This is a genomic window from Flexivirga aerilata (assembly GCF_013002715.1).
Classification (GTDB): Bacteria; Actinomycetota; Actinomycetes; order Actinomycetales; family Dermatophilaceae; genus Flexivirga; species Flexivirga aerilata.
Genome location: NZ_JABENB010000001.1, coordinates 1634389 through 1649628, shown reverse-complemented (window position 1 = coordinate 1649628; position 15240 = coordinate 1634389). Strand labels below are relative to the sequence as shown.

Annotated in this window: 9 protein-coding genes; 3 read left to right on the top strand and 6 right to left on the bottom strand. The window is 72.7% G+C overall.

The genetic code is table 11. From position 1 onward, the window contains the following. The first annotated feature begins 120 nt into the window (after positions 1-120). Both HJ588_RS07890 and HJ588_RS07885 read left to right on the top strand, forming a co-directional pair. Entirely contained in the window at positions 121-990 is an 870-nt protein-coding gene (locus HJ588_RS07890; RefSeq protein ID WP_171150735.1) for a hypothetical protein, read from the top strand. Beyond that, complete coding sequence (locus HJ588_RS07885; protein ID WP_171153731.1) at positions 987-2306, top strand: AarF/UbiB family protein; 1320 nt, start codon at positions 987-989, stop codon at positions 2304-2306. Before HJ588_RS07890 ends, HJ588_RS07885 begins: the two co-directional genes overlap by 4 nt. A gap of 362 nt (positions 2307-2668) precedes the next feature. Here the strand turns inward: HJ588_RS07885 and HJ588_RS07880 are convergent, their stop codons facing one another. From HJ588_RS07880 to nudC, 4 genes are all read right to left on the bottom strand, one after another. Continuing rightward, entirely contained in the window at positions 2669-3061 is a 393-nt protein-coding gene (locus tag HJ588_RS07880; protein ID WP_425483534.1) for a WhiB family transcriptional regulator, read from the bottom strand. Positions 3062-3165: 104 nt separating this feature from the next. Then, complete coding sequence (locus tag HJ588_RS07875; protein ID WP_171153729.1) at positions 3166-3453, bottom strand: hypothetical protein; 288 nt, start codon at positions 3451-3453, stop codon at positions 3166-3168. A 224-nt stretch (positions 3454-3677) separates the two neighbouring features. Continuing rightward, positions 3678-5837 (bottom strand): ATP-dependent DNA helicase UvrD2, encoded by a 2160-nt coding sequence (locus HJ588_RS07870; protein ID WP_246241778.1) that lies wholly within the window; start codon positions 5835-5837, stop codon positions 3678-3680. 8 nt (positions 5838-5845) lie between these two features. Next, positions 5846-6766, bottom strand: a complete 921-nt coding sequence (gene nudC / locus HJ588_RS07865) for an NAD(+) diphosphatase (RefSeq protein WP_171153727.1) — start codon at positions 6764-6766, stop codon at positions 5846-5848. 48 nt (positions 6767-6814) lie between these two features. On the opposite strand from nudC, the gene HJ588_RS07860 reads away from it, so the two are divergent. Further along, positions 6815-8176, top strand: a complete 1362-nt coding sequence (locus HJ588_RS07860) for a phosphotransferase (RefSeq protein ID WP_171153725.1) — start codon at positions 6815-6817, stop codon at positions 8174-8176. A gap of 321 nt (positions 8177-8497) precedes the next feature. Here HJ588_RS07860 and HJ588_RS07855 read toward each other — a convergent pair whose 3' ends face one another. Both HJ588_RS07855 and HJ588_RS07850 read right to left on the bottom strand, forming a co-directional pair. After that, a complete protein-coding gene (locus HJ588_RS07855; RefSeq protein ID WP_171153721.1) occupies positions 8498-11920 on the bottom strand; it encodes an ATP-dependent helicase in 3423 nt (1140 codons plus the stop codon). Beyond that, positions 11917-15033 (bottom strand): ATP-dependent helicase, encoded by a 3117-nt coding sequence (locus HJ588_RS07850; protein WP_343036636.1) that lies wholly within the window; start codon positions 15031-15033, stop codon positions 11917-11919. Before HJ588_RS07850 ends, HJ588_RS07855 begins: the two co-directional genes overlap by 4 nt. Positions 15034-15240 lie beyond the last annotated feature (207 nt).

Below are 15240 nucleotides of genomic sequence, written 5' to 3'. Positions count from 1 at the left end.
TGCGCCGCCCGACGTCACCCCCCCCCTGTGGACAACGCCCGGCACCGGTGAGCGGATCGGTGGCACCGTGACACCTTCCGCGCGGCCCGCCCGGGCCGCACCCCGAGAAGGCCGACGACCATGCCCACACCATCCAGCGCCCACACCACAGCTGCCGATGCAGCACCCGTCACCGCCGCACTGCGCCCCCGACGCCACGGCCGGGGCGAGGTCCTGCTGGAGGGCGCGCGGCCCGGAGGTCTGGTCCTCTCCGGGCTGAGCACCGCCGAGGCGACCGCGATCGTCAGCCTCGGCCCGGCGCTGCAGCTGCACCGGCTCGACGGCGTCGCCGCATCGTCGCAGCGGTGGGCCGCGGTCGTCGCCCAACTGCACGACGCGGCTCGCGCGCTCGCGCCGGAGACCGCCCCGGCCGGCCACGTGGCGGTGCTCGCCACCGGCAGCGTGCCGGACGCGGTCGGCCGCGCCCTGCGCACCTGCGTCGCCCAGGTCGACACCGACGACCTCGCCACTGCCCGACTCGCCCACCCCGCCCGGGAGCACGACCGTCCCGACCTCGTCGTGCTGCCCGCGGTCGACGCGCTGCCGCCGTGGACCGCCGGGGCCTGGGAGCGCAGCGGGGTCCGGCAACTGCCGGTCATCGTCTCCGGCGACCGGCTGACGGTCGGCCCCCTCATCCGGCCCGGCAGCGGGCCCTGCCTGCACTGTCTGGACCTGCACCGCGCCGATCGCGACCCGAGCTGGGCGGCGTGGGCGGCGACCCGGACCGCGCCCTCGGGCACCGACGCACCGGTCGGCGCCCCGCCGGAGATCGCCGCCATGGCGGCCGGGCTGGTCTGCACGATCGTGCGTGGCCTGGTCACCGGCGAGCCGCTGCCGGCCGGGGTCAGCCTCTCGATGCGCAGCCCGCGCCCGCGCCTGCTGCACCATCTGTGGCCGGTGCACCCCGCCTGCTGTGGCTCCGCCGAGCGACAGGAGACAATGACGGGGTGAGTGATCTGCCGCGCAAGACCGTCGTCCGTGCTGCCCAGCTGGCGACGCTGCCGATCGGCTTCGGTGCCCGCGCCGCCGTCGGGCTCGGCAAGCGGGTCGGCGGCCGGCCGGCCGAGGCGGTCACCGCGGAGCTGCAGGCCCAGACCGCCCAGCAGTTGTTCAAGGTGCTCGGCAGCCTCAAGGGCGGCGCGATGAAGTTCGGGCAGTCGCTGTCGATGTTCGAGGCCGCACTGCCCGAGGATCTGGCTGCGCCATACCGGGGCATGCTGACCAAGCTGCAGGACACCGCTCCCCCGATGCCCGCCAAGTCCCTGCACGCCACCCTGCGCGCCGAGCTCGGCACCCGGTGGCGCTCGAAATTCACCGAATTCGAGGAGACCCCGCGCGCGGCGGCGTCGATCGGTCAGGTCCACCACGCCTCCTGGCGGGACGGGCGCGAGGTCGCGGTCAAGGTGCAATACCCGGGTGCGGCGGAGGCGCTGCTGTCCGATCTCAACCAGCTGTCCCGCGTCGCGCGGATGAGCACCGGCTGGATCCCCGGCCTCGAGGTCGCGCCGATCCTGGAGGAGCTCAAGGGCCGGATGGCCGAGGAGACCGACTACCGGCTCGAGGCGGCGATGCAGGAGCAGTTCGCCGAGGCCTATGCGGACGACCCGCACTTCTTCGTGCCGCAGGTGGTGACCGCCACCGACAAGGTGATCGTCGGCGAATGGCTCGAGGGCAAGCCGTTGTCGGAGATCATCGCGAGCGGCACGCCGGAGGAGCGTGACCTGGCGGCCGGCCGGTACTTCGAGTTCCTGGTCGGCGGACCCGAGCGTGCCGGCCTGCTGCACGCCGACCCGCACCCCGGCAATTTCCGTCTCCTGCCGGACGGCCGCCTGGGCGTGCTCGACTTCGGTGCGGTCAACCGCCTGCCGGACGGCCTGCCGCCGGCGATGGGCGAGCTCATCACCGCTGCGGTGCGCGGTGACGCCGACGGACTGCTGGAGGGCCTGCGTGACGAAGGCTTCGTCAAGCCCTCGATCGACGTGGACGCCGACGACGTCCTCGACTACCTCGGCATCTTCCTGAAACCGTTGCGCAGCAACGACTTCCACTTCGACCGCGACTGGCTGCGCGGCATCTTCAACTACCTCAACGACCCGCGCAACGCCACCTTCACGGTCGGCCTGCGACTCAACCTGCCGCCGAGCTACGTGCTGATCCACCGGGCGTGGCTGGGCGGCATCGCGGTGCTCTGCCAGATCGGCGGCACCGTGCCGGCACGGGAGATATTCGACGCCAACGTCCCGGGGTCGGACCTGCCGGCGCTCTGAGCCGGCCCGTTCCTGCCCGGACAGCACGAAGCCGGCCACGGTGAGCCGTGGCCGGCTTCGGTCCAACTATCGGTGCCGCGCTGTCGCGGCTGCGCATCTTCACTCCGTGGGCACGGTCGTCGGGGACGGTCTACGCACCGGCGGTGTGCGGTGCGGCTGCCGCCCCGGCGGCGGCGCGCCCGGGTGCCGAGCCCGCAGGGGCTCGACCCTCAGCAACTGGAACATGGTGAGAACCTTTTCGTCACAAGCATTTTCGCGTATGACGGAAGACCGGCACCCACCGGCGAGGGCGCGCCGGCCTTCCGTCATACGGGCTGATGAGTTGGTCGACGACGCGACCGGACGAGCGGACATCACGGCGATCACGCGGCCACGGTCTGCTTGCGCGGACGGCCACGCGGCCGCTTGCGAGGGATCACGACGCCCTGCTCGAAGAGCTCGCCGCCCCAGACTCCCCAGGGCTCCTCACGCTGGAGGGCACCACTCAGGCAGGCCTCCCGCAGCGGGCAGTCGCCGCACAGCGACTTGGCGAACTCCAGGTCGGCCGGGCGCTCGGCAAACCACAGCTCCGGGTCATTGACCCGGCAGGGCAGCCGCTCGCCGCACTGCGCGGCCAACTCGGTGGCGTCTATCAGATCGGTGAGCATCATCGGTGGCACCTCCTTGTCGTGACGACCCCGGGTGCGGGGTCCTTCCTGCTCGGCACCTGCCTGGTGGGCGGGTGCTGCGTTCTTCGTGGTCGTGCTCGGCAACATGAGCTGGGCTTCCTTGTGGTGGATGGACGGCCTGCGACACGAAAAAGGCCGCGGACCCTGGTGTCGGGTTCCGCGGCCTGGAAGGACCTGTCTGAGTTGTCGCCTCAGACGGGGGGTCTCCCCACTGCGGAACGGCTGACACCGCCGGCAAACTTGGAGTTGTGGTAGGTCGGCACATCGCCATCGATGACCTGCACCGAGACCTCGCCCGTGATGCGGGCACCGAAGGCGAGGGCGCGGTCACGCACGATGAACTGACCGCCGATGCCGTTGCTGGCGTTGGTCGCGAAGAGAGCGGTGCCCTCGAATCCAGCACGCGCGGGCTTGAGGGCCGGCGTGGCGAGGAGGGCAGGGGTCATCGCGGCGCGTGTTTCACACAGCAGCGGCATCATGATGTTTCCCATCGTTGCCGACCCTCCTTTCGCTTCTCGCGGTCCCCAGCGCGCCACCGAGACGTCTGGGCTGGACGTGCTTCAGGCTACGGCGTGCTCATTGTCACGAGCAACTTAATTAACGAAAAAGTTTCCCCGGGATGCGAAGTTTGTTGAAAACCCTTGCGTGACAGTGCTTTTCACGCGCCTGTATGCCGCAAACGTCTCCCGGTGTGCGCATGCGGTCAGGCCGATGCGGCGCGATCGGTCACGCATCGGGTGGCGACCTCGGTCGGGTCGTCGCCGGCCAGCACCGCGAGGACGTAGTCGCCGTACGTGTCGAGCTTGTGCTTGCCGACGCCGGAGATGCGGGCCAGATCCGCGGCGCCGGCGGGCTGCCGCTCGGCAATGGCCACCAGCGTCGCGTCGGTGAAGACGACGAACGCCGGCACCTTGCTCTGCGTGGCGACCTCAAGCCGCCAGGTGCGCAGCGCCTCGAACTGCGCCTCGTCATAGGTCGCCGGGCAGTCGTTGCAGCGGCCGATCTTGCGCTCGGCGGCCGACTCGAGCGTCGCGCCGCACGTGCGGCAGGTGCGCGGCTTGACCGATTTGGTGCCCCGGCCGCCCGCACGAGCAGCCGACTTCGCCGACTTGGGGGTGCTGCGCGCACCCTCCCCGAGCACCGGCGCGGCCGCGTCGAGGAATCGGGACGGTCGCCGGGTCGCCCGGCCGCCGGGGTTGCGGGCGGCCCAGCTCAGCGCGAGGTGGGTGCGGGCGCGGGTGAGCCCGACATACAGCAGCCGGCGCTCCTCCTCGATCGCCTGCTGCCCCTCGGCGAGTGAGATCGGGATGAGCCCGTCGGAGCAGCCGATCAGGAAGACCGCGTCCCACTCCAGGCCCTTGGCCGCGTGCAGCGACGCGAGCGTGACTCCCTCGACCGTCGGGGCGTGCTGCTCGCCGGCACGGCGGTCGAGCTCGGCGACGAGCTCGCGGATGCGCACACCTTCGCCGGCGGCGGCCAGATCGTCCGCGAGCTCGGCAAGGGCGTTGAGCGACTGCCAGCGCTCCAGCACCGCGCCGCCCGCCGGGCGCTGCGGGGACCAGCCGGCCCCGGTCAGGATGTCGCGGACCAGCCGGCCGAGCGGCTCACTGCCGTCGTCACCGCGGACCGCGCCGCGCAGCAACACGATCGCCTGCTGCACCTCCTTGCGCTGGAAGAAGCGCTCGCCGCCGCGCACCAGATAGGGCACGTCGGCCGCCGACAGCGCCTGCTCGATCGCCTCACTCTGCGCGTTGACCCGATAGAGGACGGCGATTTCACTGGCCGGAACCCCTTGCGCGAGAAGCTTTTTCACCTCCGCAGCGACGTATGACGCCTCGGCGTCGTCGTCGGGCTGCGCACTCAGGGTCGGCACCGGGCCGCCATCGCGCTGGGCCTGCAGCTGCACCGAGTCCGCGCGCCGCGGACCGGCGTCGAGGACGAGGTTGGCCAGGCCCACCACCTGCGGGGTCGAGCGGTAGTTGCGCACGAGCCGCACGGTGCGGGTGTCCGGGCGGCGCCGGGCGAAGTCGAGCAGGTGGCGCGGCGTCGCGCCAGTGAACGAGTAGATGGTCTGCGCCGGGTCACCGACCACGCAGAGGTCGGGCCGCTGCCCGACCCACTGGTCGAGCAGTGCCTGCTGCACGGCGTTGACGTCCTGGTATTCGTCGACCACGAAGTGGCGGTATTGGCCGCGCACCGTCGCCGCGATATCCTCCCGGTCGGCCAGCACCCCGGCCATCAGCAGCAACACGTCCTCGAAGTCGATGACGCCCCGCGCCGACTTCACCTCCTCGTAGGTCTCCCAGAGCCGCGCCATCGCGGTCAGGTCGAGGTCGGCGGGTGACCGGCCGGCGCGGGCGGCGGCGTCGCGGTAGGTCTCCGGGGTCAGCATCGACACCTTGGCCCACTCGATCTCGGCGGCCAGGTCGCGGATCACCACCCGGTCCAGCTCCAGGCGCAGCCGCGCGCCGGCCTCACCGACGGCCGGTGCCTTCTGCTTCAGCACGGTCGGCGTCGGGCCGCCGATCGCCTGGGGCCAGAAATACTGCAGTTGGCGGAGCGCGGCGGAGTGGAAGGTGCGGGCCTGCACGGTGGGCAGCCCGAGGCCGCGCAGCCGGGTGCGCATCTCGCCCGCGGCGCGGGCGGTGAAGGTCACCGCGAGCACGCGATCGGCGCGGTAGGCGCCCGAGTGCACGCCGTAGGCGATGCGGTGGGTGATGGCCCGGGTCTTGCCGGTGCCGGCGCCGGCCAGCACGCACATCGGCCCGAGCGGATTGCTCGCGACCTCGCGCTGCTCGGGGTCGAGGCCGGCGAGGACGTCGTCGGCGGTGGTTGCGCCGGCCGGCGGCATGGGGCTGGGCATCGGAATGCTCATCGGGCGGATCGCAGGAACGGGTCGCCGGCGGGCTGGTCGATCGCCCCGCCATACCAGTGCTCGATGAGGTGCCGGGCGATCGACAGGCGCGGCGACAGGCGCAGTTCGCCGTCGGCGACCGCGTCGGCCAGCTCCGTGCGGGTGAACCAGCGGGCGTCGGCGATCTCGACCGGGTCGAGGGTGAGCTTCGTCGCGGTGGCGCGGCAGGTGAACCCGATCATCAGCGACGCCGGGAAGGGCCACGGCTGGTCGCCGAGGAACTGCACGTCCGTGACTGGCACTCCGACCTCCTCCATGACCTCGCGGGCGACGGCGGCCTCCAGTGACTCGCCGGGCTCCACGAAACCAGCGAGCACCGACATACCCTTGCCGGCGAAGTTGTGACCGCGCCCGAGCAGGATGCGGTCGTCGGCGTCGACGACCGACATGATCACGGCCGGATCGGTGCGCGGGTAGTGGTTGCGGCCGCATCCCGGGCAGTGCCGCAGCCAGCCCGCCTCGCCAACCTCGGTCGCGTGCCCGCTGAACGAGCAAAACCCCTGGGCCGCATGCCAATTGGCGATCCCGATCGCGGTCACCGCGATGCCGATGTGGTTCGGCCCGAGTGAGGCACCGACCTGGCGGAGCGTGGCGAGATCAGCGAGGTCGTTGCTGTCGTCGTCGCGCGGCAGCACGACACAGATCACCGAGCGCCCGGACACCTCGCCGAGGTAGACCACGAGCTCGTCGGCGTCACCGGGCGCGGGCGGTCGCAGGCGGAGCGACTTCCCGTCGTCGCTGACCGGGAAGCGGTCACCGTGCAGCTCGAGCACACCCGTCGCGGGGTCGGCGAGCAGCCGCGGCAGCAGGCCCGGGTCGCGGCGCAGCTCCGAACCGCGGTCGAGGGTGGTGTGAGAAAGGGAAAGATCGAAAGCCATGGGCACGCCATCCAGGTTATGCCGCCGGTTCGGCATACCGTGGGGCCCGTGCTTCGCAGTCCGCTCGCCCTTGCCGCGCTCGCCAGCGCTGCGGTGCCCCGCATGCGCCCGACGATGGTGCAGGGCACCGAAACCCATCGCGACGATCGCTTCCAGGTGGCCTACCTGACGACCGACGACGACAAGGAATGGGTGGTCCGGGCCAGTCTCAGCACCGCGGCCGGCGCGCAGATGGAGCAGTCGGACGCCCTGCTGAAGCTGCTCGCCAAGCGGCTGCCCTATGCGCTGCCGCGCATCGAGGGCAGCATCACCGCCGACGACGGGTCGACGATCGCGGTGCAGCCGCGGCTGCGCGGCACCCCGTCGGTATGGCGGGAGTTGCCCGCCGGTGGCGACCTCGCCCGGGCGGTCGGCAGCGCGCTCGCGGTGCTGCACGACGTCGACCCGCGCGTGGTCGAGGAGGCCGGCCTGCCGACCTACGACGCCGACGCCTACCGCGCGCGGCGCCTTGCGACCCTCGACCGGGCCGCGGCGACCGGTCAGGTGCCGACCGGTCTGCTCGCCCGCTGGGAGCGGGCGCTGGAGGAGGTCACCCTCTGGAAGTTCGCGACCTGCACGGTGCACGGCCCGCTGGAGGGGGCGCACGTGCTGGTCGACGGCGACATCTCGGCGATCACCGGGTGGGAACGCGCCGGCGTCTCCGACCCGGCGGAGGACTTCGCGGTGCTGTCGGTGCTGGCGCCGCCGGAGTCGTTCGACACCGTGCTCGAGGCGTATGCCGCGGCGCGTCGCGACGCACCCGACCCCCACCTGGAGCGCCGGGTGCGGCTGGCGGCCGAGTTGCAGCGGGTCAACGCGCTGCTCGACGCCGTCTCCACCGACGACGACGACCTCGTCCGGCGGCGCGCCTCCGCGCTGCGCCGGCTCGACGAGGCCACGCAGGACGACGACTCGCTGATGCCGCCGACCCCGGGCCGGCGTCGTCCGGCCCCGGTCGAGGAAGAGCCGGCCCCCGCGGTCGACCCGAAGGACATCGAGGTCGTCGAACTCACCGACGCCGAGTCCGACGACGAGACCGTGGAGATCCCGATCGCCAAGGTGTCGGACGAGGCGGACACGAAGCCGGAAATCGCTGGTGCGCAAGGTGATTCGGCGGCCGGTTCGGCTCAGAAGTCGGCTCAGGAGTCGGCCGAGACGTCTGGTCGTTCGGCGGATCAGACGTCTGCTCGGTCGGCGGATCAGACGTCTGCCCGGTCGGTGGGCGAGGCGTCGGCCGCGGGGGCTACGGGAACTGCGGGAGCTGCGCAGACCGGACCGGACGACGACGCCGAGGAGGGCCCGGAGCCCTCGTCATACCCGCTGGAGGACGGCGAGGACGCCGAGAACGCCGAGGACGCCGAACGCCGCTGACGTCCCGGGCGCCCGCGGCGTGCAGAAGTCGCAACGCTCGCGGGCTATGCACGCCGAGCCCGCCCGCAGCGTGCAGAAGTCGCGACGGTTGCGGCCTGCGCACGCCTCCCCCGCCGCACTCGCCCAGCGCGTGCAGAAGTCGCGACAGTTGCGGGCTGTGCACGCCGACCCCGCCCACGGCGTGCACAAGTCGCGACGGTTGCGGGCTGTGCACGCCCAACCCGCCCGCAGCGTGCACAAGTCGCGACGATCGCGGGCTACGCACGCCGAACCCGCCCGCACCGTGCACAAGTCGCGACGATCGCGACCTACGCACGCCCGTCAGCCGGGAATCTCCTCCAGCAACTGGGCGATCGCGTCGTCGGGCGGCAGGTCGGGCCAGACGGTCTCCCCGCTCGCGGCGTAGTAGAACGCGGCGTCGACCTGATCGGTCGGCACCCCGCGGAGGCGCGCGAAGGCGAGGCGGTATGCCGCGAGCTGCAGCACCCGTGACGCCGCTCGCGCGCCGTGCGGCCGCTGCCCCGTCTTCCAGTCGACGATGACGTAGCCTCCGTCGGGCCGGCGGAACACCGCGTCGATGCGGCCGCGCACCGAGATGCCGTCGATCCAGGTCTCGACCGCGACCTCGATCTCCTCAGGGGTGCGCGCGGCCCATTCCGAGGCGAGGAAGTGCTCCTTGAGCGTCTCCAGGTCGGCACCGTCGTCGGCGTCCTCGTCGGCGGCACCGGGCAGCTCGAGCACGTCGACGAGCGCCGCCCGCGCGTAGTGCTGCTCGATCCAGGCGTGGAAGGCCGTGCCCCGCCGGGCGGCGAGCGCGGGCGGCGACGGCAGCGGCCGGCGGATCTGCCGTGCAAACTCCACCGGGTCGTCGGCAAGCGCGACGACCTGCGATGCCGAGAGGTGCCGCGGCAACTGCACCGGGCGCTGCTCGCGCCGTCGCGCTCGGTCTCGCTCGATGAGCAGCAGGTCGATCTCCTGGTCACGTTCGTCGAGGGGCAGCAGATCCGGTCCGGTGCCCGCGGAGATCGCCTCGCGCACCCGGAGCGCGCCGTCGGCAAGTTGCCCGCGCCGGTGGGCCAGCGGATCAGCCGGCCAGCTCGCGGTCGCGTCCTCGTCACCCCTGGGGTCGGCGACCTTCTTCTCCCCTGGCGGCGGCTCGGGCATCGGCTCGGCCGGATCCAGTTGCAGCAGACCGGCGTCCACGAGTTCGGTGAGATAGCGCGAGGTGATCCGCGGTGTGGCCGCGGTCGACCAGACCGAGGCGGTGAGCAACAGCTCCGACCGCGCGCGAGTGAAGGCGACATACGCCAGACGACGCTCCTCGTCGAGATCGTGCGCGCCCGCCGCGGCCCGGAACTCCAGCACCGCCTCCTTCAGCTCGCGGGCGTCGCTCGCCTCCGCCCACCGCAGCTGCGGCAGACCCTCCGCGTCGCCGCGCAGGTCGAACGGCACGCCGTCGAGTCCGCCGGTCCACTCGGCCGAATTGACCTGCCAGCTGCTCGGATCGCCGGGCAGCCCGTCGGCGCTGATCTTCCAGCCGTGCAGCTCCTCGTGCCAGGTCACCGCACCCGAATGGCTCGGGAAGGTGCCTTCGACCATGCCGGGCGCCGCCACCAGGTCCCACTCCAGCCCCTTGGCGGCGTGCACGGTCAGCACCTGCACCGCTCGGGCCTCGGCCTCCAGGCTGGGCCGGTCCAGACCGCGCTCCTCACGCTCGGCCGCGGCCAGCCAGTCGAGGAAACCACCGAGTGTCGGCCGATCGGCCGCTGCCGCGAAACTCGCTGCCACCTCTGCAAATCCGTCGAGGTGCACGCGGGCGGTCTCCGGCGTCTGACCAGGTATGGCGAGGACCTCGATGTCGAGGCCGAGCGCGCGCTCGGCCTCGACGACCAGCTCGCTGAGGGGCAGACCCGTCAGCGAGCGCAGCCGCTTGATCGTCCTGCCAAGCCCGTGCAGTCGGCCCAGCGCGGCCGCGCCGATGCGTTGCCCGGCCGGCCCGCGCCAGTCCTCGTCGGGCAGTTCTTCGAGCGCCTCGATGATCGACGCGCGGTCACGGGTCTCACTCTCGATGTCCGCCTGCTCTCGCTGCACGGGCGGTCGGTCGCGCTGCTCGATGGTCCGGGCCCACTCCCCGAGCCCGTCGAGATCAGCCGCTCCGAGGCGCACCGCCGGGCCGGTGAGCAGCCGCATCAGCTGGTCGCCGCGCGTCGGATCCTGCACTGCCCACAGCAAACTCACGATGTCGGCGACCTCAGGCGTGGTGAGCAGACCGCCCACACCGATCACCTCGACCGGGATGCTGCGGGCGCGCAGCGCTTCCACCACCGGCACGAAGCCGCTGCGCTTGCGGCACAGCACCGCGGCGGTGCGGCCGGTCCACTCGCCGTCGGTGTCGGTGTGCCGCTCCGCGATCCAGTCGGCGACGTATGCCGCCTCCGCCTCCTGGTCGACCAGTCGCGCCGCGCTGACCACGCCCTCCCCCGCGCCGGGCCGCGGACGGAGCGTCTCGACCGGCACCCGGCTCTCCTCCCGAAGCGGCGCCGCGACCCGGTTGGCAGCGGCGAGGATCGACTCGTCGTTGCGCCAACTTGTCGACAGCGGAAGCACTTTCGCCGGCCCGTCCGAGTCGGCGAAGAGCTCCGGGAAGCTGCCGAGCGTCGTCGCGCTGGCACCCCGCCAGCCGTAGATGGACTGGTGCGGGTCGCCCACCGCGGTGACGCGGACGGCGTCGGCCGGGTTGTCCAGGTGGGCCGGGTCGCCAGGGTGGGCCGGATCGGTCGGCCCGTCCGTGCCCCCCGCGAACAGCGAGCGCAGCAGCACCAGTTGCGCCTCGCTGGTGTCCTGGAACTCGTCGAGCAGCACTGCCCGGAACCGCCGACGCTCCAGGCCGCCGAGCTGCGGGTAGGTCCTCGCGAGTTGCGCGGCCAGGGCCATCTGGTCGGCGAAGTCGAGTGCGGTGCGTCGTCGCTTCAGCTCCTGGTAGCGCTGCACGATCGGCACGATCTGCCGACGTTTGGCGAGCGCGGAGATGACCTTGCCGTGCGGTTCGCTGGTGACGGTGAGCCGGCCGGACGGCGGCAATTGCTGTGTGTCGGTGAGGAATTGGTCGAGGTATTCGGCGAGCTGATCGGTGGTGACCAGGTGTTCGGCCATCTCACCGGCCAGGCTGACGACGGCGCTGGTGACGTTGGCGTCGACGTTGTCCACCAGGTCCATCGGCCCGTCATAGCCGAGCACGGCCTCGGAGGCGAGCTGCCAGGCGGCCGCCTCCGACAGCAGCCGGGACTCGGGCTCGACGCCCAGCCGCAGCCCGTGCTCGCCGACGAGCCGTCCGGCGTAGGCGTGGTAGGTCTGCACAGTGGGCAGGTCGTCCAGCGCCGGAGTGCCGTCGACATCGGTGACCGGGGTCCACAGCCCCTCGCGACGCAGCCGGCGCAGTCGCTGCCCGATGCGCTCGGCGAGCTGGCTCGCGGCCTTGCGGGTGAAGGTGAGGCCGAGCACCTCGTCGGGCTGGACGTGTCCGTTGGCGACCAGCCAGACCACGCGCGCGGCCATCGTCTCGGTCTTGCCGGACCCCGCACCGGCGACCACGAGCAGTGGCTTGTCGGCCGGCGCCTGCGTGACCTCGATCTGCTCGTCGGTCGGTCGCGGCTGCCCGAGCGCCTGCGCGATTTCTACTGCGCTGTAACGCTTTTGGTGGGCCGCCTCGTTCAGCGGGGGAACCGAACCTCGCGGGGTGCTCATAGGACGTTGCCCTCGGGCTGGAGGGGGCACGACTTCCGCACGGGGCAGGTGCCGCAGCGGGTCGACAGCCGCGCCGTGAACGTGGCTCCCGCCATACGCTCGGCGGTGTCGGCGAGCAGGTCGTAGGCCCAGCGCGGCTCCTCCTGGTCGGCGAGCGGCTCCTGCACCTGGGTGACCACGGTCCTGGTGGCGGCCTTGCCGATCTGCACCAGGGCGGCGCCGCCGGACTGGTCACCCTGCGGGAAGGCGCCCTCGGCGATCGCCACCTGGTAGCTGCCGAGCTGCGGGTTGCCGGGCAGGTCCGCGGCGGGCGGTTTGGTGCTGCCGGTCTTGAGGTCGATGACCCGCAGCTTGCCGTCGCGTTGCTCGAGCCGGTCGACCCGGCCGGTGAGCAACGCCCGGCCGACGAGCGCGCGGAAGCCGACCTCGACACCGGCCGGCTCCCAGCCCTGCGCCTTCGCCTCGTCCAGGTATGACGTGAGCCGCCCGAGCATCTGGTGGGCGAGGGTGCGCTTCTGCTCCGACACCCAGGTGTCCCCCAGACCGAGCCGCGCCCACCGTCGGTCGAGTTCGGCGGCCATCGCGTCGGGGTCGCTGTCGGCGAACTCCTGGGCGATCTCGTGCACCAGCGTGCCGAGCGACGCGGCACCGACGTCGGGGCCGTCGCCGCCCGCGGTTGTGAGCAGCCAATTGAGCCCGCAGGTGCCGAATCCCTCGACGCGAGAAGGGGATACCTGCACGTTGACGTCGTCGGCACGCAGCGGCCGGTCGTCGGACAGCTCGCGCATCGCCCACCACCGCTCCGGGTCGGCGCCGGGCACACCTTCGGCCGCGAGTCGCGCGAGTCGCAGCGCCGCCTGCTGCCGGTGTTCGTCGTCGCCGATCGCGAGTTCGCGCCGCAGCTCGGCCACCGCCGCCGACAGCGTCATCGGCCGGGCCACCTCGGTGAGCTCGCGCAGCGCGTCGGGGTCGGTCGCGCCGTGCCCGTCGAGTGGGTCCACCAGATCGAGGTATGGCGACGGCTGCTCGTCCTCGCTGCGCACCGCGGTCACGAGGAGTCGCTCCCGCGCCCGGCTGATCGCGACGAGGAACTGGCGCGTCTCGTCATACCGGACCGCCGTCTGCGCCGCGCGCAGCGAATCCCCGCGCTGCGCAAGGACATCCACCAGCCGCTCGGAGCCGAGGAGCGAACCGCGCAGGCGCAGGTCCGGCCAGACGCCCTCCTGCACCCCGGCGACGACCACAAACTGCCACTCCCTGCCTGCAGCCGCCTGCGGGGTGAGCAGGGCGACGGATTCGTCGTCGGGGGCGGCGGCGACCAGCCGGTCGCCGGGCACGTCCTGGCCGCGGATGTGCTCCAGGAAACCGAGCGGGCTGGAGCCGGGCAGCCGGTCGACGTAAGCGGCCGCCGCGCCGAAGAGCGCCACGATCGCGTCGAGGTCGCGGTCGGCCCGGGCGCCGGTGACCCCGCCGCCGAGCGCGGTCTCCGCCCACGGCTGCGCCAGTCCGGACGCCTCCCACATCTGCCAGAGCACGGTCTCGGCGGTGCCGTCGGGGTCAGCGGCGGCCTCGAAGCCGGCACGCAGCACCGCGTGCACCCGGCGGGCCGGCGCCGCCTCGGGCCCGAGCAACTGCAGCCACGGCAGGTCGATCACCGCCGCGCAGAGCAGCTCGTCAGACGAGCGCGACCCGTCCGTGGCGATCTCCTGGGCCCGCAGCGCGCGCCGCAGCCGGCGCAGCGAGACCGAGTCGGCGGCACCGAGCGGTGAGGTCAGCACGTCGATCGCGGTCTCGGTGGAGATCGGCTGCGGGTCGTCGGCGAGCATCGCGCCGATGGTCTCGAGCAGGGCGAGGAACGGTCGCACCGCCGGCTCCTCGCGCAGCGGCACGACCGTCGGCGGCGACGTGACCGGGACGCCCGCCGCGGCGAGCGCCCGGCGCAGCGATCCGGCACGCGCCTGACCGCGCACGATGACCGCCATCTGCGACCACGGCACCCCGCCGGCCAGGTGCGCGCGCCGCAACTCGGCGGCGATGTGCGCCGCCTCCTGCGGCGCCGCGCGCAGCAGCGCGACGTCCACCACTCCGCCCGGCCGCGACTCGATCTGTCGGTGCTCCGCCCCCGCGACCGCGCCGATGCGCTCGCTGACCCGGGTCGCGGCAGCCCGCAGGGCTTCCGGCTGACGGTGCCCGATCGGCAGCACGAGACGGTCCGCCGCGCCGAGCCGCTCGCCGAGCGCACCGAAGACGAGCGGGTCGGCGCCGCGGAAGCCCTGCACGGTCGCGTCCGGGTCGCCGATCAGCACCACGCGGGTGTCCTCGGCGACGACGAGGTCGAGCAGCCGGGCGGCCGCACGGGTGAGTTCGTGGGCGTCGTCCACCACGATCAGCCGGATCTCGCGCTGCAGGCGCTCGAGTTCGGCCGGCTCGTGCTCGAGCACGTCGGCGGCCGCGCCCAGGATCCACGCCGGGTCGAACGATCCGGGCCGCGACAGCGCGGTCACCCGGTCGTACTCGTCGAGCACGCTCGCCGCCGCGCGCCACTGCGGGTGTCCGTGCTCGTCACCGAGGGCGGCGAGGTCGTCCGCGCTCAGCCCCCACTCGACCGCGCGCATCAGCAGGTCGCGCAGCTCGGCCCGAAAACCCCTGGTGGGCAACGCTTCCCGGACGAAGTCGGGCCACTGCGGTGGTATGCCGTCGCCGGCCGCGTGACCGGCCAGCAACTCGCGCAGCACCACGTCCTGCTCCGGACCGGACAGCAGCCGGGGCGCCGGCTCGCCGAGCAGGGCCGCGTGCCGTCGCAGGATGCCGAAACCGAGCGCCTGGTGGGTGCGCGCGAGCGGCTCGGTCGAGGTGCCCTGCAGCCGGGCGGTGACCCGGTCGCGCAGCGCCGCGGCCGCCAGCCGGGTGGGCGCGAGCAGCACGCACTCGTCGGGTCGCAGCCCGCGCTCGACGGCGGCGACCACCGCCTCGACGGCGACCGTCGACTTGCCGGTGCCGGGCGCCCCGTGCACCACGAGCGCACGGTCGGTGCTGTCGCGGACCCGCTGTTGCACGTCGTCCAGCAGCGGCGGGCTCGCCGACACGTCGGGCGCACGTCGCAGGTTCAGCACGTCGTCATCCCATCACGTCGCGCCGACAGTCGTCAGCCCGCGCAAAAGTCGACCCTCGGCATACGAACACGCCGACGCGACGATCCGCGATCCGCAGCCGCACTCAGGCAAAAGTCGACCCTCGGCATACGGACACGCCGACGATCGCAACTTTCCCGGCGTGTTCGTATGCCGAGGGTCGAGAAATGCGACCACCCCCGCCGGGCG

What these genes read in the sequence shown, in the direction of transcription:
- HJ588_RS07870 (WP_246241778.1), bottom strand. Translation starts at nt 5,837, where the DNA reads ATGCCCAGCCCCATGCCGCCGGCCGGCGCAACCACCGCCGACGACGTC.
- HJ588_RS07875 (WP_171153729.1), bottom strand. Translation starts at nt 3,453, where the DNA reads ATGATGCCGCTGCTGTGTGAAACACGCGCCGCGATGACCCCTGCCCTC.
- HJ588_RS07890 (WP_171150735.1), top strand. Translation starts at nt 121, where the DNA reads ATGCCCACACCATCCAGCGCCCACACCACAGCTGCCGATGCAGCACCC.
- HJ588_RS07855 (WP_171153721.1), bottom strand. Translation starts at nt 11,920, where the DNA reads ATGAGCACCCCGCGAGGTTCGGTTCCCCCGCTGAACGAGGCGGCCCAC.
- HJ588_RS07880 (WP_425483534.1), bottom strand. Translation starts at nt 3,061, where the DNA reads ATGTTGCCGAGCACGACCACGAAGAACGCAGCACCCGCCCACCAGGCA.
- nudC (WP_171153727.1), bottom strand. Translation starts at nt 6,766, where the DNA reads ATGGCTTTCGATCTTTCCCTTTCTCACACCACCCTCGACCGCGGTTCG.